Source organism: Bellilinea caldifistulae, from assembly GCF_001306055.1.
Taxonomy (GTDB): domain Bacteria; phylum Chloroflexota; class Anaerolineae; order Anaerolineales; family Anaerolineaceae; genus Bellilinea; species Bellilinea caldifistulae.
This window is the reverse complement of record NZ_LGHJ01000012.1, coordinates 172,973-195,407: the sequence shown is the minus strand read 5'-3', so window position 1 is coordinate 195,407 and position 22,435 is coordinate 172,973. Positions and strand designations below refer to the sequence as shown.

Below are 22,435 nucleotides of genomic sequence, written 5' to 3'. Positions count from 1 at the left end.
TCCAAGAAAAAAGCCGCTTCAACGCGGCTTTTTGACTCTGGTGGGCGGTATAGGACTCGAACCTACGACCTCTGCGATGTCAACGCAACGCTCTAACCAACTGAGCTAACCGCCCGTTTGCAACCCCAATTATAATCGAACGCCTTTGAAAGTGCAAGAAAAAAACCGGCCCTGAGGCCGGAAAATTCTGGCGGAGAGGGCGGGATTCGAACCCGCGGTACCTTGCGGTACACGCGCTCTCCAGGCGCGCGCGTTAGGCCAGACTACGCTACCTCTCCAAAGCGGTATAGTTTACCGGGCGCGGTGATTATACCATAAAAAGCGCTTTCCAAATAAAAAACACCCCTGTTTGGAACAGGGGTGTTTTGGCTTTTGAGTTGAGAATTTTACAGAATGGTCAAGCGGGCAGCCTGCAAGCCTTTGGGACCCTTTTCGATGGAAAATTCAACTTTTTGCCCTTCGTTCAATGTGCGGAAGCCTTCCGCCTGAATGGCAGTGTGATGGACGAAGACATCCGGGCCGTTTTCCTGAGAAATAAAACCGTAGCCCTTTTCACTATTGAACCACTTGACATTACCAACTACACGATCAGACATTTGAGATACTCCATTTGTTACTAAAAAGATTTGATGATTTTTCGATCGGGTCATAAAAAAATCGCCTTTACCGAAATCGGAAGGCGATACAACCATGACGCGATCTCTGTAACCATTGAGCGTTTCACACTCAACGGAATTGATTGTAACACATTTTTGAAAATAAAAAGGCCTAAAAGCCACTCAAACATTAGAGTTTCATTAGAAAAAGAGCCACCGGTTGCAATCCGGCGGCTCTTTTTGCGTGGACAATCGAGAAAGATGCTCAGGGGGTGGCCTGTTGCTGCAGGTGGCGCACATAGTTGACCACGTCCCAGCGCATTTCGGGGGTTGGGAGGTTTTCGATCAGCGCCGGCATACGCCCTTCAATGCCGTTGGTGATGGTCAGGAAAATTGCCCCATCGCTGATTTGACGGGCGTTGGCGTCGGGCTTGACCAGGTTGGCGGGCGGGTACTGCACCAGAAAACCGGAGAAAGCCCCGCCGCCGTTGCCGGTTGCCCCGTGGCAGAGAGCGCAGGCATTGTCATAGTACTCCTTGCCGCGCTGAATCGACTCCTCGGTTGCCGGAACGGGGTTTGCCGGTGCGCCCAGTTCGGGGATGTAAGCCGCTCCCTGTACCGGCACTGAGCGAGGCGGCAGCGGCAGGGGTGCTTCCATCGAACGGTAAGAGGGCTGAATTTCCATGAAGGAAATCCACTCGATTTTGATGATGTCGTAGGTGAAAAGCAAGCCGATCAGCAACGGGCTGGCCAGCACCACCAGAACAAGGATCAAACGTTTGGCTACGGCCATAACTTCTCCTCCTCTACCTCATGTACCACTTCGGCGCCCAATTCGCTGAGGGCGGTGTGAATTTTTTCATCCAGTTGAGCCGGGCCGCTGAACAGGATGCCGATGTGTCCGTCACTGATCTTGGGGTGGTAGCCTTTCGGCCCAAACGACGGTGAGATGGTTTCCACGAATACGCCGATGAAGGTGCTGATCAACAGACCCAGCATGGTCAGTTCAAAGGTAACCACAATCGAGGTTGGGATGGGAGTCAGTCCCATGGCGGCCACGCGAATGGGATACAGCAAGGGAGTACCAAAGTTCAAAAACGTTGCCACCAGAAAGCCCAGTACTGCCCCAGCCAGCCCAATCCGGCCGATGTTCGTCCATGACATTGGCCTTCCGAGGATGCGCTCGGAGTATGGGATGCCGGAGATGACCGAAATATCGCGATCGCTGATGCCCAGTTCGTGCAGGCGGGAGATGGCTTCGGCGGCGTGATCAATTTGTTCTTCTTTGAAAAGTGCCAGATGAACGACTTTTGCAGCCATACGTTTGCTCCTTGATTACTCTTCCAGTTCGGTCACCGAGGGTACCTCGGCTTTGCCGACTTTGCGGAGAGTGTGCGCCATTTGACCTTCCTGTACTTCCCAGACCGGCACCAGCGGGATGAGGCGTGAGGCAGCCAGATACAGGAACATGAACAAACACAATGTGCCTAACGCAATGCTGATTTCGGTCCACTGTGGGTTATACACACCCCAATCAAACGGGCTGCGTTGATGGCCGAGGGTGAGGGGGATGATGGTGTAGCGTTCGGCGTACATGCCCACATTGATCAGCAGGGTGATGATGAACATCGCCCAGGGTGTGCGGCGGATGGTCTTATTCCACAGCGTCAGCCAGGGGATGGCGACATTGCAGATCAGCATGGTGTACCAGACCCACGCCGCCGGGCCGGTAGCGTGCAGGGTCAGCACCTGTTTGACGGCAGCATCGCCACCGTACCACGAAAGCAGGTACTCGTTGAAGAAGAAGTAAGCCCATGCCATTGAAAAGACCAGCAGCAGTTTACCCAGCGCATCAAAATGCTCGACGCGGATGAAGTAGTCGAAGTGTTTCATGGTGTTGCGCAGGACAAACAGAATGGTCACCACGGCTGCTACACCCGAAAGGATTGCGCCAACGATGAAATACGGGCCGAAGATGGTCGAATGCCAGCCGGCCACCATGCCTACCGCAAAGTCCCACGAAACGATGGTGTGCACCGAGAACATGACCGGGATGATGGCAAAGGCAAAGATGTTGATGGCTTTACGCAGGCGGTACCACTCGGCCTCGGTGCCGCGCCAGCCCAGAGCCAGCAGCTTATAAATCGTATGACGCCAACCTTTGGTACGGTCACGCGCCATGGCCAGGTCGGGAACCAGCGGCAGGTAGAGGTAAATGGTGCTGGAAAGCAGGTACGTGGTGATGGCGAGAAAGTCCCACACCAGGGGGGAACGGAAGTTTGGCCACAACCAGCGAGCGTTGGGATAGGGAATCATCCAGTAGAACACCCACACCCGCCCAAGATGGATTAGGGGGTAAAGCGCACCGGCTGCCAGCCCGAAGGTGGTCATCAACTCGGCTGCCCGGGTGAAGGGGCGGCGGAATTCAGCCTTGAAGACTCGCAGGATGGCCGACACAAACGTTCCGGCATGGCTGATGCCGATCCAGAAGACAAAGGTGACGATGAACACACCCCAAAAGATGGGGCGGCGGACACCGGCAACCCCGATGCCGGTCAAAATCATGTTGCCCCAGGCGCCAAACAACAAGACCGCCACACCCAGCCCAAGGGCGATCAGCCAGATCCAGTAGCGGCGGGTGGTGGTGGTCATCGCCTCCATGACCATGCGGTTCATTTCCTCGCGCGGGCGCGGGTCGAACATCAAATGTTCGCGGGGGTCTTCTTCCGCGTGTTCGGCTGGCTTTACGGCTTGCAGCAAATTGGTCTCAGCCGCCATAGCGTCCTCCTCCTTTGAGATAGGTTACCCGGGGTAGCGTGCCCAATTCTTCCAGCAGTTGATAGCGGCGCTGATTGCGCGCCATCTGACTGGCTTTGCTTTCGGGATTGCTCACATCCCCAAACACCAGCGCACCGGCCGGGCAGGCCTGAACGCAGGCGGGTTGAATCTCGCCGTCTTCCACTTCCCGTCCCTCGGCAGCGGCTTTCTGTCGTCCGCGCACAATTCGCTGGACGCAGAAGGTGCATTTTTCCATCACGCCACGGCGCCGAACGGTCACATCCGGGTTGAGGTAGGAATTCATCGGTTCGGGCAGCTCGTAATCGAAGTAGTTGAACTGACGGGCGTGATAGGGGCAGTTATTGGCGCAGTAACGGGTGCCAACGCAGCGGTTGTAGACGGCCAGATTGATTTGCTCTTCCTCGCTATGCACCGAGGCGAAGACCGGGCAGACCGGTTCACAGGGGGCGTTGCCGCACTGCTGGCACATGACCGGTTCAAAGGCCGGCTTGATTTCGGGATATTCGCCGCGCCATTCCCGTTTGTTGTAGAGCCAGTACAACCCGCGTCCGTAAGCCACTTCGTCCTCACCGACGAAGGGGATGTTATTTTCCATCGAGCAGGCGGCGATGCAGGCATTGCAGCCCGTACAACGGTCGAGATCAACCACCAGTCCCCATTTTTGAGGTGCTTTTTGTTCAGCCATGAGTCTCTCTCCTTGGTTATTTCATCGCTAACATTAATGTTCGCCGTAAATGCCTTCTTTGCTCTCCACACGAGCAAGCGGGCGGCGTTTGCCGGTCGGCAGGATGGTGGCCACAACACTGCCAAAAGTCAGGTCACCGGCGGCGTTGGTGGTGGTGGGCAGTACCTGAGCCGGATTGCAGCCGCGGCCTTCTGCCCAGCGTCCCAGGGCAGTGTGCCCTTGCCCAAAGGGTATGGCAATTGTATCCGGCCGGATGGCGGGATAGCGATAGACGCTGGCTTCCACAAATCCGAAGGGGGTGCTGATGCGCACCACATCATCATCGTGCAGGCCGAGTTCTTCGGCCGTCTTGGGGTGAATTTCAACCCACGAATTCCAGGTGACGGTGGTCATCCAATCGGGCAGTTCTTGCAGCCATGGGCGATTCGCCCCACTGCCATCCCCGAAGTGATTGGGGAAAGTGATCAGATAAAATTGCTTGCCTTCTTCTAACTCCACCGGCGGGGTGAAGGGGAAGGCTTCTTCCGGTGGGACGGCTTGCCGTGGCGCAGAAAGCTCGGCTTGCGGCTTCCACCAGCCGCCGTATTGCAGCCAGCGTGACCAGAAGGTGAAAATCTCCGGCGCGGTGTAAAATCCACCCGCTTCAATCAGCGGGAGCAGTTTTTGCTGGATGTATTCCACCTCGTCTTTGTACGGGAAAGCCTGTGCGGCTGCCATTCCCAGTTGTTTGACGGCTGCCAGCAGAACATCGGCGGTTGCGCGGGTATCGTACAGCGGCACCACCACCGGCTGGAAGGAGGAGTAGGCCGGGCGGTCGCTGCCCGCCAACACCCGTTGGTAGCCAAACGACTCCAGGGGCGTATGGTCGGGCAGGATGTAATCGCTGGCCAGGGCGGTTTCATCCGGGAAAGAAGCAAAGGAGATCACCAGTGGCACTTTGGCGAGGGCCTCGCCAAAGCCCAGCGCACCGGGCAGTTCAAACAGGGGGTTGACCCCGTGAATGAAGAGTACCTTGACTTTGCTGTCGGTCATCCGTCGCACCAGCTCTTTGACCGCTGCAAAATCGGTGGCGGCGACTTGTGCCGGGGTCAGGAAGACGCCGCCGGGCTGGCCGAGGTTTTCCACCACGGCGTTCAGGTAAAGCAAGGAGCGGGCCGTCATCAACCCGTCAGCCTGAGCCAGGGCGCTGCCGCCGGGGATGGCGAGTGGATGACTGGCAGCGGCGAAGAGTTGCGCCAGCTGGCGGATTTTCTCTTCGCTGACTCCGCTGGCGGCTGCAGCGGCGCTGACCGTCACCGTGCTGAAAGCCGGTGAAACCGGCTTGCCGCGCGCTTCGGCCACCAGCCGGTTGAATACAGCCGCCAGAATCGCCTCGCTGCCGGGCCGGATGGGTATCCACTCATCCGCATTGCCGGCGGTGAGGGACTGGCGGGCTTCAAAGACGACCAGATAACCGCGCCGGGTCGGGCGTCCTTGACGGAATTCGCCGTAGGCGCGCGTGTAAGCCACCGGTGAAAGCCAGTTTTCCAGGAAGTTTGCGCCAAAGGCGAAAGTCACATCGGCGTTGGCAAGGTCGAAGTAAGGCAGGGTTTCCTCGCCAAAAGTTAGCCGGGCTGCTTCGAGCAGGGTTGTGCGTCCCTCAAAGGTGGTCAAAGCGTTGTAACGCACGGGGGCAGGGGCGCCCAGCGTGGCGGTCATTTCGCTGACCAGATCGAACAGGTGATCGGGGGCTGCCCCCAGCAGGAAGGCGATCTGGTCAGGTGAGCTGGCAAGGGCTTGCTGGACGACATTCAAGGCTTCGTCCCAGGTAATTGCTTTGGCACGGCCGGCATCTCCGCGTGCCTGAAAAACCGGGCCGCGGATGCGGTCGGGGTTGTAAAGACCTTGCTGGGCGGTTACCCCGCGCGAGCAGAGCCGCCCGCGGTTGACGGGGTGTTGCGGATTGCCCTCGATGGTGATCGCCCGGCCTTCCTTGGTGCGAACGATGATGCCGCATCCGGCCGGGCATTCACGGCAGGTGGAAGCGTAGTAGGTACTCAGCCCGGTCTGGTTGTATTCGGGCATGCTGGTGTATGGCTTGCGGACGATGTAGCGCGCCATTGGCCCGCAGCCGGTCAGCACTGCCGAAACAGCCGCCCCCAGCCCGCTCAGTTTCAGGAAATCTCTTCGTGATAGGGTATTGCTCATGCTGTTTCCTCGCTCCAAATCAATAATGGCAGGTTGCGCAGTCGGAAAGTTTGGTCCACTGTTCCGGGGCCATCTTTTGATGACAGGAAAGGCACCAGCCCATGTTCTGACGCGGCTGCGGCTCGGCAACGGTCATTTTGGTCATATCCCCGTGACAGGTCTCACAGGCAATTCCGGCGCTGACATGCGGCTGATGATTGAAGTGGACGAATTCCGGTTGAATGGCAACCGGCACCCATGGAATTGGCTGGTTGTTTGCCACGTAGGCAGCCAGTTTTTCCAGTTCGGGTGACTTTTTCTGGACTTGCTGGTGGCAGCCCCAGCATTTGTCAATACCCGGCAGGCCGGCGTTGGGTCCCCAGGCGGTGCCGGGGTGACAGTAGGCGCAGGGCGCACCCAATCCGACGTGCCGATTGTGCGGGAAGGCGATTGGCTGTTCGGGTGGAATCTGGGTGAGATACACCGCGCTGACTGCTCCGCCAAGCAAAATCAGCAACACCAGTGCAATGCCGACCCGGAAACCGGGTTGTTGCCACCAGGGTTTGGGTTGCTTCATGCTCGTCTCCTTTCTCGATGTGCGATCTTTGTACGGATTTATTTGCGGTTGCGAATGGACCACACAACCAGCAAGAGAATACCTACCAGTAAACTACCCAGCACCACAGCAAAGCCCAAACTGGCCGCCATGGCGCCCAAAGCGGTGAGAATGCCGGTGATGAGGTTATTGGCCGGGCCGCCCGGCTGGCTGACGCTGCCGCCCGGCTGCTCTCCCAGCGAGGGGCTAACCGGTTGTTCCAGGCCGGTGGCAAAAGATTGGGCGTACAGCAGAACATCGCGTCCTTCCTGTGGACTCCAGCCGAGGTTCAAACCGATGGTCATTTGTGGGGCGCGGGCCGTACCGAAACGGGTGCGGTGCAAAAAGCGCCACGGGTCCTGAACGGCCAGCGTTCCCAGACTGACCGTCTGGCCTTCATAGCGGAAGGTAATCGTCTGTCCATCACTGCCGTGGCAGGAAGCGCAGCCCTGCTCGTACAGGGTTTTGCCGCTTTGCAGGTCTCCGCCGATGGGTTTAAGGCTGATGCGGTCAATGAAGCGATTATCGTCAATCACCCCCTGCCGGATGAAGACCGCCAGCGCTTCCAGGTCGGCATCGCTCAAGTAGGCGGAGAAATCATGCTGGGGGTCTTTCTGACCGCTCAAGATGGCTTTCAAGTCCTCCAACGGCAGGCTCTGGGCGTCGTAAACGCCGGGAAAACCGGTGTAATTTGCCCCGGCAGCAAAGGCACCGTCTTTGCCCTGATAGTCCCAGCCGTGGCAGGAAACACAGCGCCAGGTATCCACCCCGCTGCGGGTATTGGTGGTCTGGCGCGACCAGATGGGGTGATTGCCCTGCGGCGGAGCCTGGCCGGTGACTTGCGTCCAGTCGTCGTATAATTGCGCGCCACGCACCAGCGGCTCATCTTGCTGGAAAATGGTGTTGAAAGCCAGCACAGGTTGAAATTGAAAAGCGATCAGACCGGTTACCAGCATCAGGATTGCTATCAGAGTAATAAGGATGGGTTTGCTCATTGCCAGTCTCCTGATTTCTAAAGCCACATTTCAAAAACAAGCCGCAATCTTTTTTCCCGCCCCGGCTCTTTCAAAAAAGAATGAAATATGCTCCGAAGAATTCGTCTGGTGATCCTTAGGGTATTTGTTATAAATTATACAATATTGGTTAAATTAAAAACCAGATTAATGCGGGTGATTTTTAAATAACCCAACCACCTTACTCCGCCAACTTGACTCTTGCACCGTTCTTATCATAATCAAATTAAGAGTTGCGTTTGGTGTTTGAAGGCAGGTTTGAATTCTTATATAATAAAGTTACCAATTGGAGTTTTTTCCTGTGATTTTGTTTGTTATTTTCCCTGACACCCAACCCGTGTTTGACGAAAGGAGATTTCCTGATGGCGACTGTGAAAAACCTGTTGAAGATTAAAGGAACGGATGTTTGGAGCGTGCCGGTGACGGCTACCGTGCGCGAAACGCTGAAGTTAATGGCCGAAAAGAACATTGGCGCGGTGCTGGTGATGGAGGGAGAGAAAATTGCCGGCATCTTTTCGGAGCGGGATTATGCGCGCTTTGCGGCTCAACGCGAATCGCTGCTGCTGGATGAGCCGGTCAGCGATTTGATGACCCGTGCGGTTTATTATGTCAGCCCCACCCAAACCGTGGAAGAGTGCATGGCGCTGATGACCTCCAAGCACATCCGCCACCTGCCGGTTCTGGATGAGAATCACAAACTGGTTGGTTTGATCAGTATTGGCGATGTGGTCAAGCAGGTTTTAGAGGAAAAAGAGACCACCATTCAGGGGTTGGAAAATTACATCCTTGGGCGTGGTTACAGCGGATAGGTACAACCAGAAAAGCGGAAAGGATGCTGCCAATGGCGACAGTAAAGGATTTGCTGAAAGATAAATACACACAGGTGTGGTACGTAACCCCCTCTTCCACCGTCCTGGATGCGCTCAAGTTGATGGCGGAGCAGAAAATTGGAGCTGTGCTGGTGGTGGAAGCCGGCAAGATTGTAGGCATCTTCTCCGAGCGGGATTTTGCCCGGCAGGCGGCCAGCGGAAAGGTCTCGCTGCAATCTCCGGTCAATGATTGCATGGTCGGGGCGGTTTATTATGTGACCCCTGAGCAATCGGTTGAATCCTGCATGGCGCTGATGACCGCCAAGCGCTTCCGCCATTTACCGGTGCTGGACGGCGATAAACTGGTCGGTGTCATTTCAATTGGAGATGTGGTCAAGCAGTTAATGCTTGAAAAGGACATGACCATTCAGAGCCTGGAAGACTATATCTGGGTACACATGATCTAATGCCGGCAACTTCCGGGCTGATTGAAGTAGAACTCCTCCGCCATACCTTTGGCGGTAGCAGCATGGGGCGGCTGGCGGATGGCAGGGCGGTGTTTGTTCCCTACGCCTTGCCGGGCGAGCGCGTTCGGGTTGAGCTGACCGAGGAAAAGCGCGGTTTTGCGCGGGCGCGACTGGTGGAGGTGCTTGAATCCGCACCGCAGCGAATCATCCCGCGCTGCCGTCATTTTGGGGTGTGCGGCGGCTGTCACTATCAACATCTTGCCTATGCCGATCAGCTGAAAGTCAAAAACGAAGTGCTGCGTGAGCAACTGCAGCGAATTGCTGGTTTGAGCGACCCACCGTTGGAAGCTATTCAGCCATCGCCGCAGGCGTGGCTCTACCGCAATACCGTCCAGTTTCATCTGGATGAACGAGGCCGGCTTGGTTATGAAGAAATGAACAGCAACCGCGTGGTTGCCATCGAGGAATGCTTCTTACCCCAACCGCCGCTGGATGAAATCTGGCGGCAACTGGATTTTGAAGCGGGATTGGGCATCGAGCGGGTTGGTTTGCGGGTTGGAGCCGATGAGGAAGTGCTGCTGATCCTGGAGGGTCAGCCGGTTGAATTGCCGGCTTTGGAAGTGGATTTGCCCATCTCAGCCGTACACCTCAGCCCGGCCGGCAGCATTGTGCTGGCTGGGGAGGACTGGCTGCCAATGGAAGTGAATGGCCGGCTTTTCCGCGTTTCGGCGGGGTCGTTCTTTCAGGTTAACACGGCTCAGGCGGGGGCAATGGTAGAGTACCTCCAGGAAGGGCTACCTCTCGACCAGCAGACGACTTTGCTGGATGTCTATTGCGGGGTGGGGCTGTTTTCGGCATTCCTGGCCGAGCGGGCTGCCCGCTGTATCGGCGTGGAGGTGTCCCCATCCGCCTGTGATGATTACGCGGTGAATCTGGATGAATTTGATGGAGTGGAGCTTTACATGGGTGCGGCAGAAGAAGTGCTGCCGGGCCTGCGGTTGAGCGGTAAGGTGGCGGCTGTGATTGACCCGCCGCGTGCCGGATTGGACCGCCGGGCGCTGGATGCGCTGGTTGCCTTGCAGCCGGGGTGGATCGCTTATGTTTCGTGTGACCCGGCAACCCTGGCGCGCGATCTCAAACGACTGCTTGAAAAGGGTTACCGGCTGGAAAAGATCAAACCCTTCGATTTATTCCCCCAAACCTATCATATCGAAAGCATCAGCCTGTTGCGCCGCACCGCTTAGGGGAATAAGCGGCGGGCTTTGACTTCGGCAACGGCATCCGGGCGGTAGCGGTAGAGCAGCGCCGGCCGGCCTTCTCCACTGCGGCGATGCGGGGTAGCTTCAATAATCCCGGCTTCCAGAATGCGGCGGCGAAAGTTGCGCTTATCCAGCTTTTCGCCCAGAATCAACTCGTAGGTGTGCTGCAATTCGCTGAGGGTGAAAAATTCCGGCAAAAGTTCAAAACCTACTGCGGTATATTCCAGTTTGTAGCGCAAACGGCGCAGGGCATATGCCAGAATGTCGGCATGGTCCATCGCCAGCCGCGGCAGTTCTTCCAGGGCAAACCAGTGGCTGCCGCTTTTTTGTTCGGCGGCCGGCAGGAGACTATCCGCCGGGATGAGAGCAAAATACACAATTGAAATCAGGCGGCAGGTCGGATGCCGGCCCGGGTCGCCGTAGGTGTAAAGTTGTTCCAGATAAACTTCTCCCACACCGGTGAGCTGCTCGATCTGCCTGGCGGCGGCTTTTTCGAGGGCGCAGTCGAGAACGGGGGCGGCGGGAAGCATCCACATATCCGCGAAGATGGGGTCTTTAGAAGGAATCAATAAAACTTTCAGGCGGCTTTCCTGCAGGGTAAAAACCACCACGCAAATTTCGAGATGAGGCGGAGAAACAGCCGAATCACTCAATTTGGGGTCTTTCCAAGAAGGTATTTATTGAGGTACAAATCAATTATAGCGTAGAATATTAACAGCCATAGTATTTGAAGTTGGATTGGTCGCTCTGGAGGAGAAAGGAGTTCCGTATGAAAAGAAAGCTTTCGATTGGCTCGGCCGTGATGCTGCTGCTGGCGCTAACGCTGGCGTGTAATTTGCCCGGCCGTCAGGCTGCACCCACTCTGTCAGAACCTACCCCCAACCGGACGATGACGGCTTTGTTTGAACTGGTGCAAACGCAGGTGGGTATTCCCTCGCCGCTGCCTTCGGCTACCAGTGAGCCGGTCATCAGCACCAATACGCCCCCGCCCGCGCCTTCGCCGCTGCCGACCAGTACCGCTGTGCAGCCAACCCAACCGCCGGCCTCCCCCACTGTGACCCAAACGGCAGCACTGCGCTCGGCAGGGAGTTATACGGCGCCTTATCTGAGCGAAGCGCCCAAACTGGACGGCGTTTGGGATGAGTGGAAAACCACCGCTTATCCGATCAAGCCGGTGGTTTTTGGCAAGGAGAATCACACCGGCAAAGAAGACCTGGAGGGGTCTTTCCGAATCGGCTGGGATAATACCTACCTTTATCTGGCAGTCAAGGTGATTGATGATCAATACGTCCAGAACGCCAGCGGAATTGACCTGTACAAAGGCGATACGATCGAACTGCTGCTGGATGTTGACCTGTTGGGCGATCTCAATTCGCGCGAGTTGAGCGGTGATGATTATCAGCTGGTCATCTCGCCCGGCAAGGGATCGGTCAGTGGTGATAAAGAAGCCTATCTGTACTACCCCGCCGGAAAGGCGGGCAGCCGCTCGGACGTAAAAATTGCCTCAGAAGGTGGTTCCGGGCTGTACCGGGTTGAGGCTGCCGTTCCATGGAGTTTGTTTGGCATCACCCCGGCCGACGGTCAGCGTTACGGTTTTGCCGTCTCGGTCTCGGATAATGACAAGGAAGGCGAAAACGTCCAGCAGAGCATGGTTTCGATGGCTCCTAACCGCCGCCTGACCGATCCGACCACCTGGGCGGTGCTGGTGTTGAGAAGGTAAAGTCGATTCAGAACAGAATGCTTGCCAATTCGCGGCGGTAACTGCGGGTTTGCGGGTTGTCGTCCCCCAGCACTTCCAGCAGACCGAGGATGGTCAACCGCACGGGATCGTTGCGGCGATCCTGCCGTAGTAAGTCCAGCAAACCGTCCAGTGCCAGCGGAATGCGTCCGCGGGCAGCCAGCCGAATGGCGTTCCAGTAAGCCGCACTCTGTTCATCCGGTTCTTCACCCGGCTGATGATGGCGCAGGTCTTCCATCGCCTTTGCCAATGGCAGAAGGGTTTGCGCGTTGGCAAACTCACGACTGGCGGGGAAGGCGCTGAGAATGTTATGGGCTTCGCGGGCTTTACCCTGCGCCAGCAGCGCGCGTGCCAGCCCCAGCAGGGCAGGCGGGTTGCCGGGCATTTGCTCCAACACCTCGCGTAAAATCGGTTCGGCTTCGGCCCACTGCTCCTGATTGAGCAGGCTAAGGGCATGTTCGAGTGCCAAACCGGCCGGGCTGGGCGGCTGAATGCGGCTGAGAAATTCGCGCAAACGTGATTCGGGTTGAACACCGGTAAATTCGCCGACAATTTGACCACCACTAAACGCTTTGACCGCCGGTATGCTGCGCACGCCAAAGCGGATGGCAAGGTTGGGGTTTTCATCCACATTGACCCGTGCCAGGCGGATTGCACCGGCGGTTTCCTTGACCAGTTTTTCCAGCATGGGTGCCAGCACTTTGCAGGGCTGGCACCAGGCAGCCCAAAAATCCACCACTACCGGGGTGTTTTGAGAATATTCGATCACCTCGTATTCGAAATCGGCTTCGCTAACATCAATAATGTTGTCAGGCGTCATGTCACTCCTCCATCCAAAAAGCCGGTAAACTCTCCCAGCATGTCCATTTTACCCAATTCTTATTAGAGTTTTATCGGAAAAGTGGAGTGGTCTGTAAACATTTTTTCAGAATCATTCTCCTTCGTCCTCGCCGCTGATCAGGCCGGGCTGGTCAATGCGGATCACATCGCCGTGAAAGTTGATCACGATCCGAAAGCCCATCATCCCCATATAGGCACGTCCTTCCTCCGGAATGCCGGTTTTGAGCAGCTGTTCGAACTGCTGATCAATGTTGCGAAACTGTTTTTCGATGATGGCTTTAGAAAAAATGTCATCCTGGCCGAGCATTTTCGCCGTCTGTTCGGTGAGCAGGTCTTCGTGTCCGCTGATTTGTTCTTTGAGGAAATTTAACACCTGCCGATCCACATACTCAGCGGGGATATGGCGGCGGAAACCGGCATCATTGACGACGTACATCGGCTCGGAGCCAACCATTGTGGTTTCCACCACTTGATCGTTTTCGTCAACAACCAAACCTGCAAAAAGCGGTTGTGGCATGGCTATCTCCTCCGGGGCAGGCTTAATGGAAATCGGGTCAAGCCATCGGCTTGTCTATTACTTTAACCATTGTACCGGTTTTTTCGATGAGAGTCACCTTTTGTAGAGGGACAGGCGGGTGAGTCCAGCGGTATACCCAACGCGAGTCGGGGATGGACAGGTTGATGCAGCCATGACTGCGCGGCCTGCCGAAATTGTTGTGCCAGTAGGTGCCGTGAAAAGAGATGCCGTTGTCCATCAGGTAGCACACCCACGGCACACCCGGTAAATCGTAACTGTTGGGGGCGGCCCGGTCGCCGGCTGCCATGTGGCGGGAGGGGCGTTTGCGGTTGGTGATGTAAATTCCCGGGGGGGGTGCGGTAATCGCCATCTATAAAGCGGGCGCCGGTGGAAGTGCGCGCCATGAAAACTGCCTGCTCTCGCTCGTAGGCGATGACGATTTGTTCAGGCAGATGAATTTCGATGAGTTTTTCGTTCGGCGGCACATCTGCCGAGAGGGGGGCGACATCCTCCTCCTTGACAATCCGCAGGTGGGTGGCGTCCGCGTAATAAAAGATTTTCCACTTGTCATCGCGGATGCGGTACCAGAATTTCCCGTTTTGATCCTGCTGGATTTGGTCCACCCAGTAGGTAGTTCCGTAGTACAGGCGATAAGAAAACCAGTCCTGGCGGCGTAAATCCCACAGGGTGTCGGTGAACGGTACACTGACCTCGGCCAGGGCTCCGCCTTCCGGCAGGCTGGCCACCGGAGATTGCTTTTGCAGATTCACCGGTTGAATATCGCCGGAATGGACATAAACGCCATCCTCAACCCCATACCAGATGCGATTGTGGCCCGAATCTTCCCCGCCGAGGGTCACTTCGGTGATGGACAGCACCAAATCCCGCCAGTAAGTTTTTTTGAGCTCGGCATTGAAAGAGGGTCGTTGATAGCCATCAATTTTGGGGGCAGTTACGCGCCCAAGGCGGGGCAGCGACACTTCGGTTTCCGGCAGTCTGGTAGAAAGCAGCCGATCCAGGCGCAGGGGCAGGCTGAAAAATGCCAGCGCACCGATGCCGGAGAGTTTGAGAAATTCGCGGCGGGAAATTTGGGCAAGATGGGAAGAAAACAGGCTAAACATCAAACCCAGGGATCAATCATGGATGTTGACCAGCGTGCCAACCGAGGCAAAATCGAACAGCCAGGCGGCATCTTCGGTGCGTAAATTGATGCAGCCGTGGCTCATGGGCGTACCAAAATTATTGTGCCAGTAAGTTCCGTGCAAACCGTATCCTTTGTAAAAATACATGGTGTAGGGTACATCGGGAAGGTAATAACCCGGGCCGGCCATGTCGGTGTAACGGTATTTGACATAGATGCGATACTGTCCGGTGACGGTTGGTGTGCGCCACGTGCCGGTGGACACCAGAAAACTATTGACCAGTTCCCTACCGACATAGGCATAGACCATTTGATCGCTCAAATCCACATCTATCCACGGCTCGTCCTCGGCTACTTCAACCTCCATACCGCCGCTGATCAAGAGCGGGGTGGCGGTTGGCTGAGGTGTATCGGTGGGCGTGGGTGTTGGCGTGTCGGTGGGGGTTGGTGTGGAGGTTTCGGTGGGGGTTGCGGTGGCAGTGGCAGTGGGGGTGAAGGTGGCGGTGAAGGTCGGTGTCAGCGATGGTTTGAACAGCGCTCCCACCGGACGGGCCGCCGAGGGACTTTCGGCAAGCGCCGTTTGCAGGTCCGGCAGCACCAGCCAGAGCAAAATCGCCACGCAGATCACGACGATTGCCGATAGCAGACTGATCCACGCCAGCGTGGGAATGCTGCGGAAAATGGAGGCGGCAGCTTTGACCGTGGGCGGGGTGACTGCTGGCGGGCGGGCGGAGGCAGGCAGCCGCAACGGTTGGGTATCCTCAGCCGCCACGGCTTGAATGCGACGGATGCGCACCGGTAAAGTTTTACCGCTGGCCACATCGTTTGCAGTTGAGGGAAGTTGCGGGGGTGCGGCGGCCGGCTGATGTCGCAAGCGTTGAATTGCCCAGTGCATTCCCCGGCGCGCCCGCTGACTGGTGGGGTTGATTTGCAAAGCGCGGTTGAGATACTGGATGCTGGCATGCGGTTCGGCAAGCGCTGCCAGAATGAGCCAGGCTTCTTCCAGATCGGGTTGTGCTTTCGCAGCCTCAGCAGCCAGGCGGCGGGCAGTGCTGCGTTCCCCCTGCCGGAGGGCGCGGCGGGCTTCCGCCAGAACTTGCCGCGGGTCTGGCTGCTGCTCCATCCTCATTGTCCGGTATCCAGCATGGGAATGGGCTCGTTCCGCACGTAGCACAAAATGCCGGCGGTGATGCCGCGCGCAATCAGATCGGGTTGTTCGGTCAGGATACGCCGATCCAGATTGAGGAAACCGGTTTCAATGATGGCCGCGGTGGTATCGGGGTCAACCTCGCGGAAGGTGTGGTAATAAACCATGTCATTGGTGGTTGAATTGGCGTGGAATTTCAGGTTGGTGATCTTGCCGTAGCGTTCAATCAGGCAGCCGCTCAGACGTTGAGCCTTTTCCGGAAAGGCGCTGGAAGCGGCTGCGGCCACTTTATAGCCGGTGGCTTCATCATTGATGTATTCGCACGAGTCGTTATGAATGGAGACCAGCGCCAGAGCCTGATAGCCATTCATGCGCTCATCAAATTCCTGCAGCAGGTCCACCTCGAACCCTTCCTCACGCAATTGCTGTTGAACACGGTTGGCAATTTCCAGATTGACCTGCATTTCAGTCAGGCCATCCGGACAAACGGCGCCGGAATCATTGCCCCAATGCCCGGCAACGATCCCGATACGCAGGCGCGGAGCGGCAGTTGGGGTTGGGTAGGTGAGGGTTGGATTGCTCTGGATCGCCTGAAACATGCGGTCGAGCATCTGGTTGGAAAACAGGTTGGCGGGTGTCCACAGGGTGAACAGGGTGGCGACCACCAGCGCTATGCTGAGGATCGTCCAAAGTGCGCTGAGTGCCGGTGGATTTTTACCGGTATCTTCGGAGGAGGGGGTGGGTTCACTGCTCATCATTGTCTGGATTTCATGATACCTTAATCGGAGGGATTTTGGCAATTATTTGTTAGCGGAGTGCTTTAAGCGACGGGTTTTGTTTCTTTTTTACCATTGTACATCAAGCGTTGCAATCCTGCGTTCGACAAGGGCTTGACTTGTCCGGTGCTGAAAAGTATAACCGTAGTGCCGGATTGGGGTGCAAGTTCACTGCCAGCCGGCAAAAATGAAGCAGGAGGTGAAAATGGAATCTGCAATGGGAGAAGCCCTGCGGAATGCCATGCGTCACTGGACAACCGGCGTGGCGGTCTTAACCGGGCGTGCCGGTGAAATTCAACACGGTATGACCGTTAATTCATTTAATTCGCTTTCGCTTGATCCTCCGCTGGTGGGTGTAACCCTGGCGAACACCACCCGAACCCGCAATTTAGTCGAACAATCCGGCGTGTTTGGAGTTACAATATTGGCAGAAGATCAGGCTGATATTGCCGACCGTTTTGCGGGGCGGATACCGGAAGATGAAGACCGAATGGCGGGCATTGAAACCTTCACCCTTGTCAGCGGTGTGCCCCTTTTAACCAGCGGACTGGTTTGTCTGGATTGCCGGGTGGTGCAGCGTTATCCGATGAAGAACTCTACCCTGTACATCGCTGAGGTTCTGTCCGTTCATCACAACCGACCGGGACAGCCGCTGGTCTATCACAATCGGGTGTACCACAGGTTGTGTGATGACAGAGGAAAAGTTAACCGAAAATGAACGCAAATTGCTGTTGCAAGTAGCCCGCGAGGCGATTGAAGACGCCGTCCACGGGCGTCCCCTGCGCCCGTTGGATTGGGAGAGCATCCCACCCCGTTTGAAGGAGGAAGGTGCCACCTTTGTAACCCTGACCCTGAACGGCAAATTGCGCGGCTGCATCGGGACGCTGGAGGCGCATCAGCCATTGATTGAGGATGTGCGCGAACATGCGATTGCTGCGGCACTGGCGGATTACCGCTTTCCTCCGGTACGGCCGGAGGAAGTGGATCATCTCCAGATCGAAATTTCCCGACTGACCACGCCGCAGCCGTTGGACTATGACTCTCCTCTGGATTTGATTCGCAAACTACGCCCGGGGATAGATGGCGTGGTACTGATGGACGATGGCCGGCGGGCTACCTTTCTCCCGCAGGTCTGGCATTCCCTGCCGGATGCGGAGAATTTTCTGGATCAGTTGTGCCTTAAGATGGGCGCTCCGCGCAAGTTGTGGCGGTTGAAAAAACTCACGGTATTGACCTACCAGGTGGAGGAATTTCACGAATAAAAAGAGCAGCGCTGCGTCGGTATAAGCAGCGCTGCATTGATTTTGATTTCCAGCCGGATGCGGGAGATTAGCCGGCAGCGCTAACCACTACACGATTCTGGGTGGCGGCATTATACGCCTGCCCGTACAGATGTCCCATCACGGCGACGGTGTAGGTGTAGGTTAGAATCACACCAACCACACATAAAATGGTGCCGAGGGGGGCAATCAACCCGCCGACAAAAGAACCCAGCAGGACGATCAGATAAGCCCCGATATTGGCGCGCACCAGTCCGAAGACTTCACCCAACGCAAAACCGGCGCTCAGATTGCCTTTGGCAATGTAGTTGCCGTAGGCGGCCGGCAGGACGATTGCTATGGCAATGCCGTAAAGGAAGGCAAACAGGCCGAAGCACAGGGAAAGAATGGCAATCAATGTATTGGCTGCATCGGAGCTGGACTGACCGGCAACAACCGAGTCAAGAATGCCAAAGACAAGCGCGAAAAGGGTGATCGGCAGGGAATAAACGAAACCAATCACAAAGGCTGAGAAGCCGCGTGCCAGATCGCCGCCAAAATCCACTTCGGGGAGTGGTTCGGGGTGGCGGTCAATGACCCGTTTGGTGATGTTCAATGACCAGCCGATCAGCACCAGTTGACCCAGGATGGGGATCAGCGAAATGAGCGCAACGATGCCCACTTTGCGCAGCCAATCCTTGTCCTGAAATACATATGAAAATGCCAGACCAAAATCCATGATATTCTCCTTATTTTGAAATGATTGCTGGAAACAGGGATGCCTGTGGTTTACTATACCTTCTTTTTGGAACGGTGCAATCCCTGTGCCACATTAATTTGATGCCCGTTTCTCTCATGCGGCCGGCTGGGCGTTGATGCGGTCAAAGTAGTTTTTAACGGCCGCATCGTTGTAAAACACCAGCGCCAGAATACCAACGATCAAGGCAATCGCATTCCCAAAGGCAATGCACAGAATTTCTAAAATGGCGATGGTTTGGGAAAACTGAACCGGTACAGGCGGGTTTGCCAGAATTTTCAGGGCATAAAGCACTTCGAAGATGCCTAGAATTGCCGGCAGAAAGGTGATGGGGGCGCAAATCAGACCAATGCCCAGGGTTGCCAGTACGGTTGCCGTGGTAATTCCCAAACCGGTCAGGATGTTGATGATACCGCTGACCAGCGTCATGACTCCCAGTGCGGTAACCAGACCCGGTTTGAGCATCGCATTTGAATAGGTGGGTTGAGGATTCTGTTCGATCATGGAATACTCCGATCATTTTTTAGAATGGGATTTACCCCAGTGGGATACATCATACCCTATTTACGTCAGGCAGAGTAAAAAAGTTGCACAATTCACCCCGCCAGCCGATTAAGGAGGAAGGCTCAGAAATGATCGAAGTGATCCACTTTCAGGACAAAAATCACGGCGCGGCTCTCTTTGCTGTCCGCTGGTTGGGGGGGTAAGGCAGCGCGAATCTGCTGCAATGCCTGTTCCAGTTGATCATCCTCAACGCCGATGAGCAGGGTTGTTTTACCCCGCCGCAGAAATCCTCCAGTGGAGGCGATGCCGGTAACGCGGAAATTGTGCGAGGTGAGCGCCTGGGAAACCGGCTCGCTGGAAGTATCAGGGACGATGGCAAGAATGAGTTTCATGGCTATAACTCCTCGTAATGTTCAATTTCCATTTCGAAAATGGTCGCCCCGCCAATGGTGATCGGGGTGGGGGTGGGCAGGGGCAGTGGCGCGCTTTCCAGCGGCACAGCAATGTATTCGACCCGCTGCCGGCAGGTTTCGTGCAGGGCATCTAACACCGTCTGCCGGCGGCTGCTGTGAAGGGCAACCAGCAGGGTGGCATTGCGTCTGCCGAGAAATCCCCCGTAACTGGGCAGGCGCGTGACCGGGAATCCCAGTTCCATCAAAGCCATTTCGGCGCTTTCAGCGTCCTGAGCTTGAACGACGACCCACATACACAGGTCAGGGGGTGGGGAAGATGCTCCTTTTTTTGTCATTCAATCTGCTCCTTTCGTCCTTTGCGCTATGGATGGGGAGGCGTCAACCAAATTTCCTGCGGCGAGTTTCCGTCATACACCCAGGTTTGACCGTTGGGCAGGGTGATGCGGGTAGAATCGGAAAGAAATGTGAGTGTGATTCTCCGATATTGTACTGTAACCGGGAAGGAAAAGGGGTTCAAATGAGTGAGGATGATTCGTTGGTCGCCGAGAAGGCGTACCCCCAGCAGTCGGATGAAAAAGCCCAAGGGCGCTGCTCCGCCAAGGACATTCTGCTCGCCTTTTCCCTGTCCGCTCATCGCATCATAGGCGGCTCGAAAGACATGTTCTTTCCTCAATGACTGGGTGATGGCTTTCATCCAGCTTTCAAACAGCTCCACGGCTTCCCGGAGGTAGCCGTAGCGAATCAGGCCCTCGCCAATCAGTACATTCCAGGCCAGCAATACCGGCGGATTTTGTCCGCTGCCGATTTTTGTCCCGCGCACCGGATGGGCTACCAATCCGTATGGTTGGAGGTAACGGCTGCGCAGCGTTTCGTTGACCAGCCGGGCGGCGTGTTCAGGCGAGGGAATACCCGCCCACAGAGGTAAGAGCATTGAGATGTCCTCATCGAAAAAGTCTATGGTGGCAATGGTGGCCTGATCACCGGGGTGAAGGTTGACCACTTCGATGCTGCTGATAAAGGAAAATACGGATGGACTGGTATATCTTCCGCCGCCATGCCGCCAGCTGATCTGCTGGGGGGTGATTTCTTCTTCCAGCGGATTGCCAAAGGTATCGCGCCCTTTCAGGCACAGGTGAATGCGGCGGGTCAGTTCGGTCTGGGTTTCCAATTGCAGCCGAAGGCGGGCCGGGGGATTCAGGCGATGCTGTAACCGGTATTCACCCGGCGAGTCGAAGGTCAACAGCACTTCTCCACGGCTGACGGTGTGGGTATAGGCGTCGCGGGGCGTGTAGATGCCCTCTTCTTCGTTCCACAGTCCCTCAACCAGATCCCGCAGGTGCTTTTGCCGGGCTTTCAACCACTCCTGGTCGCTTTCCTCGCCCAGTGCGGCGGCGATTTTCAGCAGGCAGCCGGCTTCATTGAACAACATGGCCGCCAGAGCGGGGGTTTCGATAAAGGTTGGCTCAATTCCCTGACTTGGCGAAAAAGTCACATCGAAGAGGGGCGAAAATTCCAGGCCGGATTGGTAAGGATGCTCCCATTCCGGGAAACCGTCCTGGTCACGGTCATGATCGGGTGAAAACCAGGCTTTAAAGAAAGCCAGCAAACCGGTATAGACTTTTTTCAACCATTCGGTATCCACGAGGGTCTGATGCGCGTCCCAGGCCAGTTGAGCCAGAAGCGGCTGGGCCATGCGCCGGCTGCGCTGACCGGCAAGACCGGGTTTCCAATCCACCTGACCTCTGGAGTCGGCGGTGGCGAGAAAATTCTCCACCACCCCGGCCACCCGCTCGGCCATGCCCGGTAAAACCAATCGGCTGAGATACCAGCCATCCAGCGCGGTTGCACCATTCCAGAGACTGTTGTAGTCGCTGCCATCCCCGCGCAGGGAATAACCCTGATCCGGCTGGCGAGCCAGTACAAACGAGGGACGGGGCAGATGAGCGCTGGCCGGGAAAAAGAGGGAAGCCGCCAGACGCTGCGAAAGTTTGAAGACGGCATCCCATTCGGGATTGCCGGTGGTGATTTCCATACACTCGCTGCGGTTGGTCAATTCAATGCGGGCGAGGTCCGCTTCCCATGAGCGGGCACAGATCTGGCGGGCGAGTTCGTAACTTTGCGAGGTTTCCGGCAGGCTGGCCAGTGCCCAGACAATCTGGCGCATTCCGCCGGGAGAAAGACTGACCTGCTCGGTGAGACTGGGATAGGGGCCACTGCCAGCCCGCAAACCGCCGGTGATGAAACACACGGGCGCCAGGCCCTCGATTCGACCCTCTAAAACCGGATGAATGCCAAATTGAGTGGTCCGCATACCCCCTTCACCGTCCTTCAATGGGGTGAGCAGCCCGCACCACTCGAAGATGAACTTTTCGCCCAGCACCGAGGGGTTATGGAAGGTGAATCGCCCGCCGATGGCCTGTGAATTGAAGACGCGGTACTCGGCGGTTACATCCAGTCCGCTGAAGGGTGAAAAGCGCACTTCAATATCATTGGGGAACAGGCGGGTCACGCGCGGCGGTTGGAAGAAATCCGCTGGAGCACTGATCACCGTGTCTTTGCGCAAGAACCGCGGAAAAAGCCGCATGGCGCGCACCCGTAGCCCAAAGGTGGTGAACAGGGTGAGGGCTTCGGGCTCATTGCCGCTGAAAGAAATCTGCCAGATGTGATCGTTCAGGTAATCTACGGGGGAAATGCGTGCATCAGCGCACAAGGTGAGCATCAACGGGTCGTTCATTCCGAGATTCCAGGTTCGCATACTTTCATTTTACCTGAGTTGCGCCCGGATGGATTATGCTAGAATGAAAATGCAATGGATTGACTTTCTGGTACAATGCTTGCAGCCTTACTAAGCGGCGCCGCGAACAAAAAAAACCTGTGGCGTCTTGAAGGAAGGCAGATGGAATGCAATCCGGGTGAGAAATTGTCAATCTGAAATCCGTCAATTTGTAGAATGA

Annotated in this window: 26 protein-coding genes and 2 tRNA genes; 7 read left to right on the top strand and 21 right to left on the bottom strand. The window is 56.2% G+C overall.

What is annotated here, in order from left to right; all coding sequences use genetic code 11:
• Nucleotides 1-38: 38 nt before the first annotated feature.
• The 10 genes from AC812_RS06950 to AC812_RS06905 form a co-directional block, all read right to left on the bottom strand.
• Nucleotides 39-115: transfer RNA gene (locus AC812_RS06950), tRNA-Val, on the bottom strand.
• 73 nt (nucleotides 116-188) lie between these two features.
• A tRNA-Ser gene (locus AC812_RS06945) sits at nucleotides 189-278 on the bottom strand.
• Nucleotides 279-386: 108 nt separating this feature from the next.
• Nucleotides 387-596, bottom strand: coding sequence for a cold-shock protein (locus AC812_RS06940; RefSeq protein WP_061919749.1), 210 nt, complete (start codon nucleotides 594-596; stop codon nucleotides 387-389).
• Nucleotides 597-861: 265 nt separating this feature from the next.
• Nucleotides 862-1,389, bottom strand: a complete 528-nt coding sequence (locus AC812_RS06935) for a c-type cytochrome (protein WP_061919454.1) — start codon at nucleotides 1,387-1,389, stop codon at nucleotides 862-864.
• Entirely contained in the window at nucleotides 1,380-1,916 is a 537-nt protein-coding gene (locus AC812_RS06930) for a quinol:electron acceptor oxidoreductase subunit ActD (RefSeq protein WP_061919452.1), read from the bottom strand. Before AC812_RS06930 ends, AC812_RS06935 begins: the two co-directional genes overlap by 10 nt.
• A gap of 15 nt (nucleotides 1,917-1,931) precedes the next feature.
• On the bottom strand, nucleotides 1,932-3,374 hold the full coding sequence (gene nrfD, locus AC812_RS06925; protein ID WP_061919450.1) for an NrfD/PsrC family molybdoenzyme membrane anchor subunit: 1,443 nt from the start codon (nucleotides 3,372-3,374) through the stop codon (nucleotides 1,932-1,934).
• Nucleotides 3,364-4,080 (bottom strand): 4Fe-4S dicluster domain-containing protein, encoded by a 717-nt coding sequence (locus AC812_RS06920; RefSeq protein WP_061919448.1) that lies wholly within the window; start codon nucleotides 4,078-4,080, stop codon nucleotides 3,364-3,366. The genes nrfD and AC812_RS06920 overlap by 11 nt, the downstream gene beginning before the upstream one ends.
• A 33-nt stretch (nucleotides 4,081-4,113) precedes the next feature.
• Nucleotides 4,114-6,267 (bottom strand): molybdopterin-dependent oxidoreductase, encoded by a 2,154-nt coding sequence (locus AC812_RS06915; protein ID WP_061919446.1) that lies wholly within the window; start codon nucleotides 6,265-6,267, stop codon nucleotides 4,114-4,116.
• A 19-nt stretch (nucleotides 6,268-6,286) separates the two neighbouring features.
• Entirely contained in the window at nucleotides 6,287-6,823 is a 537-nt protein-coding gene (locus AC812_RS06910) for a cytochrome c3 family protein (RefSeq protein ID WP_061919445.1), read from the bottom strand.
• A gap of 38 nt (nucleotides 6,824-6,861) precedes the next feature.
• Nucleotides 6,862-7,836 carry a c-type cytochrome gene (locus tag AC812_RS06905; RefSeq protein WP_061919443.1) on the bottom strand — a complete coding sequence of 325 codons (975 nt, stop codon included), beginning with the start codon at nucleotides 7,834-7,836 and terminating at the stop codon, nucleotides 6,862-6,864.
• Nucleotides 7,837-8,216: 380 nt separating this feature from the next.
• On the opposite strand from AC812_RS06905, the gene AC812_RS06900 reads away from it, so the two are divergent.
• From AC812_RS06900 to AC812_RS06890, 3 genes are read left to right on the top strand one after another with little or no spacing between them, the layout of a single operon-like run.
• A complete protein-coding gene (locus AC812_RS06900; protein ID WP_061919441.1) occupies nucleotides 8,217-8,663 on the top strand; it encodes a CBS domain-containing protein in 447 nt (148 codons plus the stop codon).
• Nucleotides 8,664-8,695: 32 nt separating this feature from the next.
• Nucleotides 8,696-9,130 (top strand): CBS domain-containing protein, encoded by a 435-nt coding sequence (locus AC812_RS06895; protein WP_061919747.1) that lies wholly within the window; start codon nucleotides 8,696-8,698, stop codon nucleotides 9,128-9,130.
• Nucleotides 9,130-10,374: a class I SAM-dependent RNA methyltransferase gene (locus AC812_RS06890; protein ID WP_061919439.1), complete on the top strand. Its 1,245-nt coding sequence runs from the start codon at nucleotides 9,130-9,132 to the stop codon at nucleotides 10,372-10,374. The genes AC812_RS06895 and AC812_RS06890 overlap by 1 nt, the downstream gene beginning before the upstream one ends.
• Here AC812_RS06890 and AC812_RS06885 read toward each other — a convergent pair.
• A complete protein-coding gene (locus AC812_RS06885; protein ID WP_114676128.1) occupies nucleotides 10,371-11,042 on the bottom strand; it encodes an NUDIX hydrolase in 672 nt (223 codons plus the stop codon). The two genes, AC812_RS06890 and AC812_RS06885, sit on opposite strands and share 4 nt — an antisense overlap.
• 116 nt (nucleotides 11,043-11,158) lie before the next feature.
• On the opposite strand from AC812_RS06885, the gene AC812_RS06880 reads away from it, so the two are divergent.
• Nucleotides 11,159-12,109 carry a sugar-binding protein gene (locus tag AC812_RS06880; RefSeq protein WP_061919437.1) on the top strand — a complete coding sequence of 317 codons (951 nt, stop codon included), beginning with the start codon at nucleotides 11,159-11,161 and terminating at the stop codon, nucleotides 12,107-12,109.
• Nucleotides 12,110-12,116: 7 nt separating this feature from the next.
• Here the strand turns inward: AC812_RS06880 and AC812_RS06875 are convergent, their stop codons facing one another.
• From AC812_RS06875 to AC812_RS18450, 3 genes are all read right to left on the bottom strand, one after another.
• Nucleotides 12,117-12,947: a tetratricopeptide repeat protein gene (locus AC812_RS06875; RefSeq protein WP_061919435.1), complete on the bottom strand. Its 831-nt coding sequence runs from the start codon at nucleotides 12,945-12,947 to the stop codon at nucleotides 12,117-12,119.
• A gap of 111 nt (nucleotides 12,948-13,058) precedes the next feature.
• Nucleotides 13,059-13,484: a hypothetical protein gene (locus AC812_RS06870; protein WP_061919433.1), complete on the bottom strand. Its 426-nt coding sequence runs from the start codon at nucleotides 13,482-13,484 to the stop codon at nucleotides 13,059-13,061.
• A 37-nt stretch (nucleotides 13,485-13,521) separates the two neighbouring features.
• The gene (locus AC812_RS18450) at nucleotides 13,522-13,791 is read right to left on the bottom strand and encodes a L,D-transpeptidase (RefSeq protein WP_419714819.1); all 270 of its coding nucleotides are present in this window, start codon (nucleotides 13,789-13,791) and stop codon (nucleotides 13,522-13,524) included.
• A 451-nt stretch (nucleotides 13,792-14,242) separates the two neighbouring features.
• Between AC812_RS18450 and AC812_RS18445 the strand changes: the two genes are divergently transcribed.
• The gene (locus tag AC812_RS18445) at nucleotides 14,243-14,689 is read left to right on the top strand and encodes a hypothetical protein (protein WP_145962593.1); all 447 of its coding nucleotides are present in this window, start codon (nucleotides 14,243-14,245) and stop codon (nucleotides 14,687-14,689) included.
• Here the strand turns inward: AC812_RS18445 and AC812_RS17555 are convergent.
• Nucleotides 14,618-15,754 (bottom strand): L,D-transpeptidase, encoded by a 1,137-nt coding sequence (locus AC812_RS17555; RefSeq protein WP_145962592.1) that lies wholly within the window; start codon nucleotides 15,752-15,754, stop codon nucleotides 14,618-14,620. The genes AC812_RS18445 and AC812_RS17555 overlap by 72 nt on opposite strands.
• On the bottom strand, nucleotides 15,751-16,530 hold the full coding sequence (locus AC812_RS06855; RefSeq protein WP_061919429.1) for an N-acetylmuramoyl-L-alanine amidase family protein: 780 nt from the start codon (nucleotides 16,528-16,530) through the stop codon (nucleotides 15,751-15,753). Before AC812_RS06855 ends, AC812_RS17555 begins: the two co-directional genes overlap by 4 nt.
• Before the next feature lie 223 nt (nucleotides 16,531-16,753).
• On the opposite strand from AC812_RS06855, the gene AC812_RS06850 reads away from it, so the two are divergent.
• Both AC812_RS06850 and amrA read left to right on the top strand, forming a co-directional pair.
• Nucleotides 16,754-17,266, top strand: coding sequence for a flavin reductase family protein (locus AC812_RS06850; RefSeq protein WP_061919427.1), 513 nt, complete (start codon nucleotides 16,754-16,756; stop codon nucleotides 17,264-17,266).
• Nucleotides 17,238-17,810 carry an AmmeMemoRadiSam system protein A gene (gene amrA / locus AC812_RS06845; protein WP_082149234.1) on the top strand — a complete coding sequence of 191 codons (573 nt, stop codon included), beginning with the start codon at nucleotides 17,238-17,240 and terminating at the stop codon, nucleotides 17,808-17,810. Before AC812_RS06850 ends, amrA begins: the two co-directional genes overlap by 29 nt.
• Nucleotides 17,811-17,877: 67 nt before the next feature.
• Here amrA and AC812_RS06840 read toward each other — a convergent pair whose 3' ends face one another.
• The 5 genes from AC812_RS06840 to AC812_RS06820 form a co-directional block, all read right to left on the bottom strand.
• A complete protein-coding gene (locus tag AC812_RS06840; RefSeq protein ID WP_061919425.1) occupies nucleotides 17,878-18,546 on the bottom strand; it encodes a DUF4013 domain-containing protein in 669 nt (222 codons plus the stop codon).
• 114 nt (nucleotides 18,547-18,660) lie between these two features.
• Nucleotides 18,661-19,068 carry a hypothetical protein gene (locus tag AC812_RS06835; protein WP_061919423.1) on the bottom strand — a complete coding sequence of 136 codons (408 nt, stop codon included), beginning with the start codon at nucleotides 19,066-19,068 and terminating at the stop codon, nucleotides 18,661-18,663.
• Nucleotides 19,069-19,190: 122 nt separating this feature from the next.
• Nucleotides 19,191-19,460, bottom strand: coding sequence for a cyclic-di-AMP receptor (locus tag AC812_RS06830; RefSeq protein ID WP_061919421.1), 270 nt, complete (start codon nucleotides 19,458-19,460; stop codon nucleotides 19,191-19,193).
• 2 nt (nucleotides 19,461-19,462) lie between these two features.
• Entirely contained in the window at nucleotides 19,463-19,816 is a 354-nt protein-coding gene (locus tag AC812_RS06825) for a cyclic-di-AMP receptor (protein WP_082149233.1), read from the bottom strand.
• Nucleotides 19,817-19,842: 26 nt separating this feature from the next.
• Nucleotides 19,843-22,215, bottom strand: a complete 2,373-nt coding sequence (locus AC812_RS06820; RefSeq protein WP_062158842.1) for an MGH1-like glycoside hydrolase domain-containing protein — start codon at nucleotides 22,213-22,215, stop codon at nucleotides 19,843-19,845.
• Between the last annotated feature and the right edge of the window lie 220 nt (nucleotides 22,216-22,435).

Excerpts from the sequence above, each read along its gene's own strand:
- AC812_RS06940 (WP_061919749.1), bottom strand. The coding sequence starts at position 596 with ATGTCTGATCGTGTAGTTGGTAATGTCAAGTGGTTCAATAGTGAAAAG.
- AC812_RS06935 (WP_061919454.1), bottom strand. The coding sequence starts at position 1,389 with ATGGCCGTAGCCAAACGTTTGATCCTTGTTCTGGTGGTGCTGGCCAGC.
- AC812_RS06930 (WP_061919452.1), bottom strand. The coding sequence starts at position 1,916 with ATGGCTGCAAAAGTCGTTCATCTGGCACTTTTCAAAGAAGAACAAATT.
- nrfD (WP_061919450.1), bottom strand. The coding sequence starts at position 3,374 with ATGGCGGCTGAGACCAATTTGCTGCAAGCCGTAAAGCCAGCCGAACAC.
- AC812_RS06920 (WP_061919448.1), bottom strand. The coding sequence starts at position 4,080 with ATGGCTGAACAAAAAGCACCTCAAAAATGGGGACTGGTGGTTGATCTC.
- AC812_RS06915 (WP_061919446.1), bottom strand. The coding sequence starts at position 6,267 with ATGAGCAATACCCTATCACGAAGAGATTTCCTGAAACTGAGCGGGCTG.
- AC812_RS06910 (WP_061919445.1), bottom strand. The coding sequence starts at position 6,823 with ATGAAGCAACCCAAACCCTGGTGGCAACAACCCGGTTTCCGGGTCGGC.
- AC812_RS06905 (WP_061919443.1), bottom strand. The coding sequence starts at position 7,836 with ATGAGCAAACCCATCCTTATTACTCTGATAGCAATCCTGATGCTGGTA.
- AC812_RS06900 (WP_061919441.1), top strand. The coding sequence starts at position 8,217 with ATGGCGACTGTGAAAAACCTGTTGAAGATTAAAGGAACGGATGTTTGG.
- AC812_RS06895 (WP_061919747.1), top strand. The coding sequence starts at position 8,696 with ATGGCGACAGTAAAGGATTTGCTGAAAGATAAATACACACAGGTGTGG.
- AC812_RS06890 (WP_061919439.1), top strand. The coding sequence starts at position 9,130 with ATGCCGGCAACTTCCGGGCTGATTGAAGTAGAACTCCTCCGCCATACC.
- AC812_RS06880 (WP_061919437.1), top strand. The coding sequence starts at position 11,159 with ATGAAAAGAAAGCTTTCGATTGGCTCGGCCGTGATGCTGCTGCTGGCG.
- AC812_RS06875 (WP_061919435.1), bottom strand. The coding sequence starts at position 12,947 with ATGACGCCTGACAACATTATTGATGTTAGCGAAGCCGATTTCGAATAC.
- AC812_RS06870 (WP_061919433.1), bottom strand. The coding sequence starts at position 13,484 with ATGCCACAACCGCTTTTTGCAGGTTTGGTTGTTGACGAAAACGATCAA.
- AC812_RS18450 (WP_419714819.1), bottom strand. The coding sequence starts at position 13,791 with ATGGCAGCCGGCGACCGGGCCGCCCCCAACAGTTACGATTTACCGGGT.
- AC812_RS17555 (WP_145962592.1), bottom strand. The coding sequence starts at position 15,754 with ATGAGGATGGAGCAGCAGCCAGACCCGCGGCAAGTTCTGGCGGAAGCC.
- AC812_RS06855 (WP_061919429.1), bottom strand. The coding sequence starts at position 16,530 with ATGATGAGCAGTGAACCCACCCCCTCCTCCGAAGATACCGGTAAAAAT.
- AC812_RS06850 (WP_061919427.1), top strand. The coding sequence starts at position 16,754 with ATGGAATCTGCAATGGGAGAAGCCCTGCGGAATGCCATGCGTCACTGG.
- amrA (WP_082149234.1), top strand. The coding sequence starts at position 17,238 with ATGACAGAGGAAAAGTTAACCGAAAATGAACGCAAATTGCTGTTGCAA.
- AC812_RS06840 (WP_061919425.1), bottom strand. The coding sequence starts at position 18,546 with ATGGATTTTGGTCTGGCATTTTCATATGTATTTCAGGACAAGGATTGG.
- AC812_RS06835 (WP_061919423.1), bottom strand. The coding sequence starts at position 19,068 with ATGATCGAACAGAATCCTCAACCCACCTATTCAAATGCGATGCTCAAA.
- AC812_RS06830 (WP_061919421.1), bottom strand. The coding sequence starts at position 19,460 with ATGAAACTCATTCTTGCCATCGTCCCTGATACTTCCAGCGAGCCGGTT.
- AC812_RS06825 (WP_082149233.1), bottom strand. The coding sequence starts at position 19,816 with ATGACAAAAAAAGGAGCATCTTCCCCACCCCCTGACCTGTGTATGTGG.
- AC812_RS06820 (WP_062158842.1), bottom strand. The coding sequence starts at position 22,215 with ATGAACGACCCGTTGATGCTCACCTTGTGCGCTGATGCACGCATTTCC.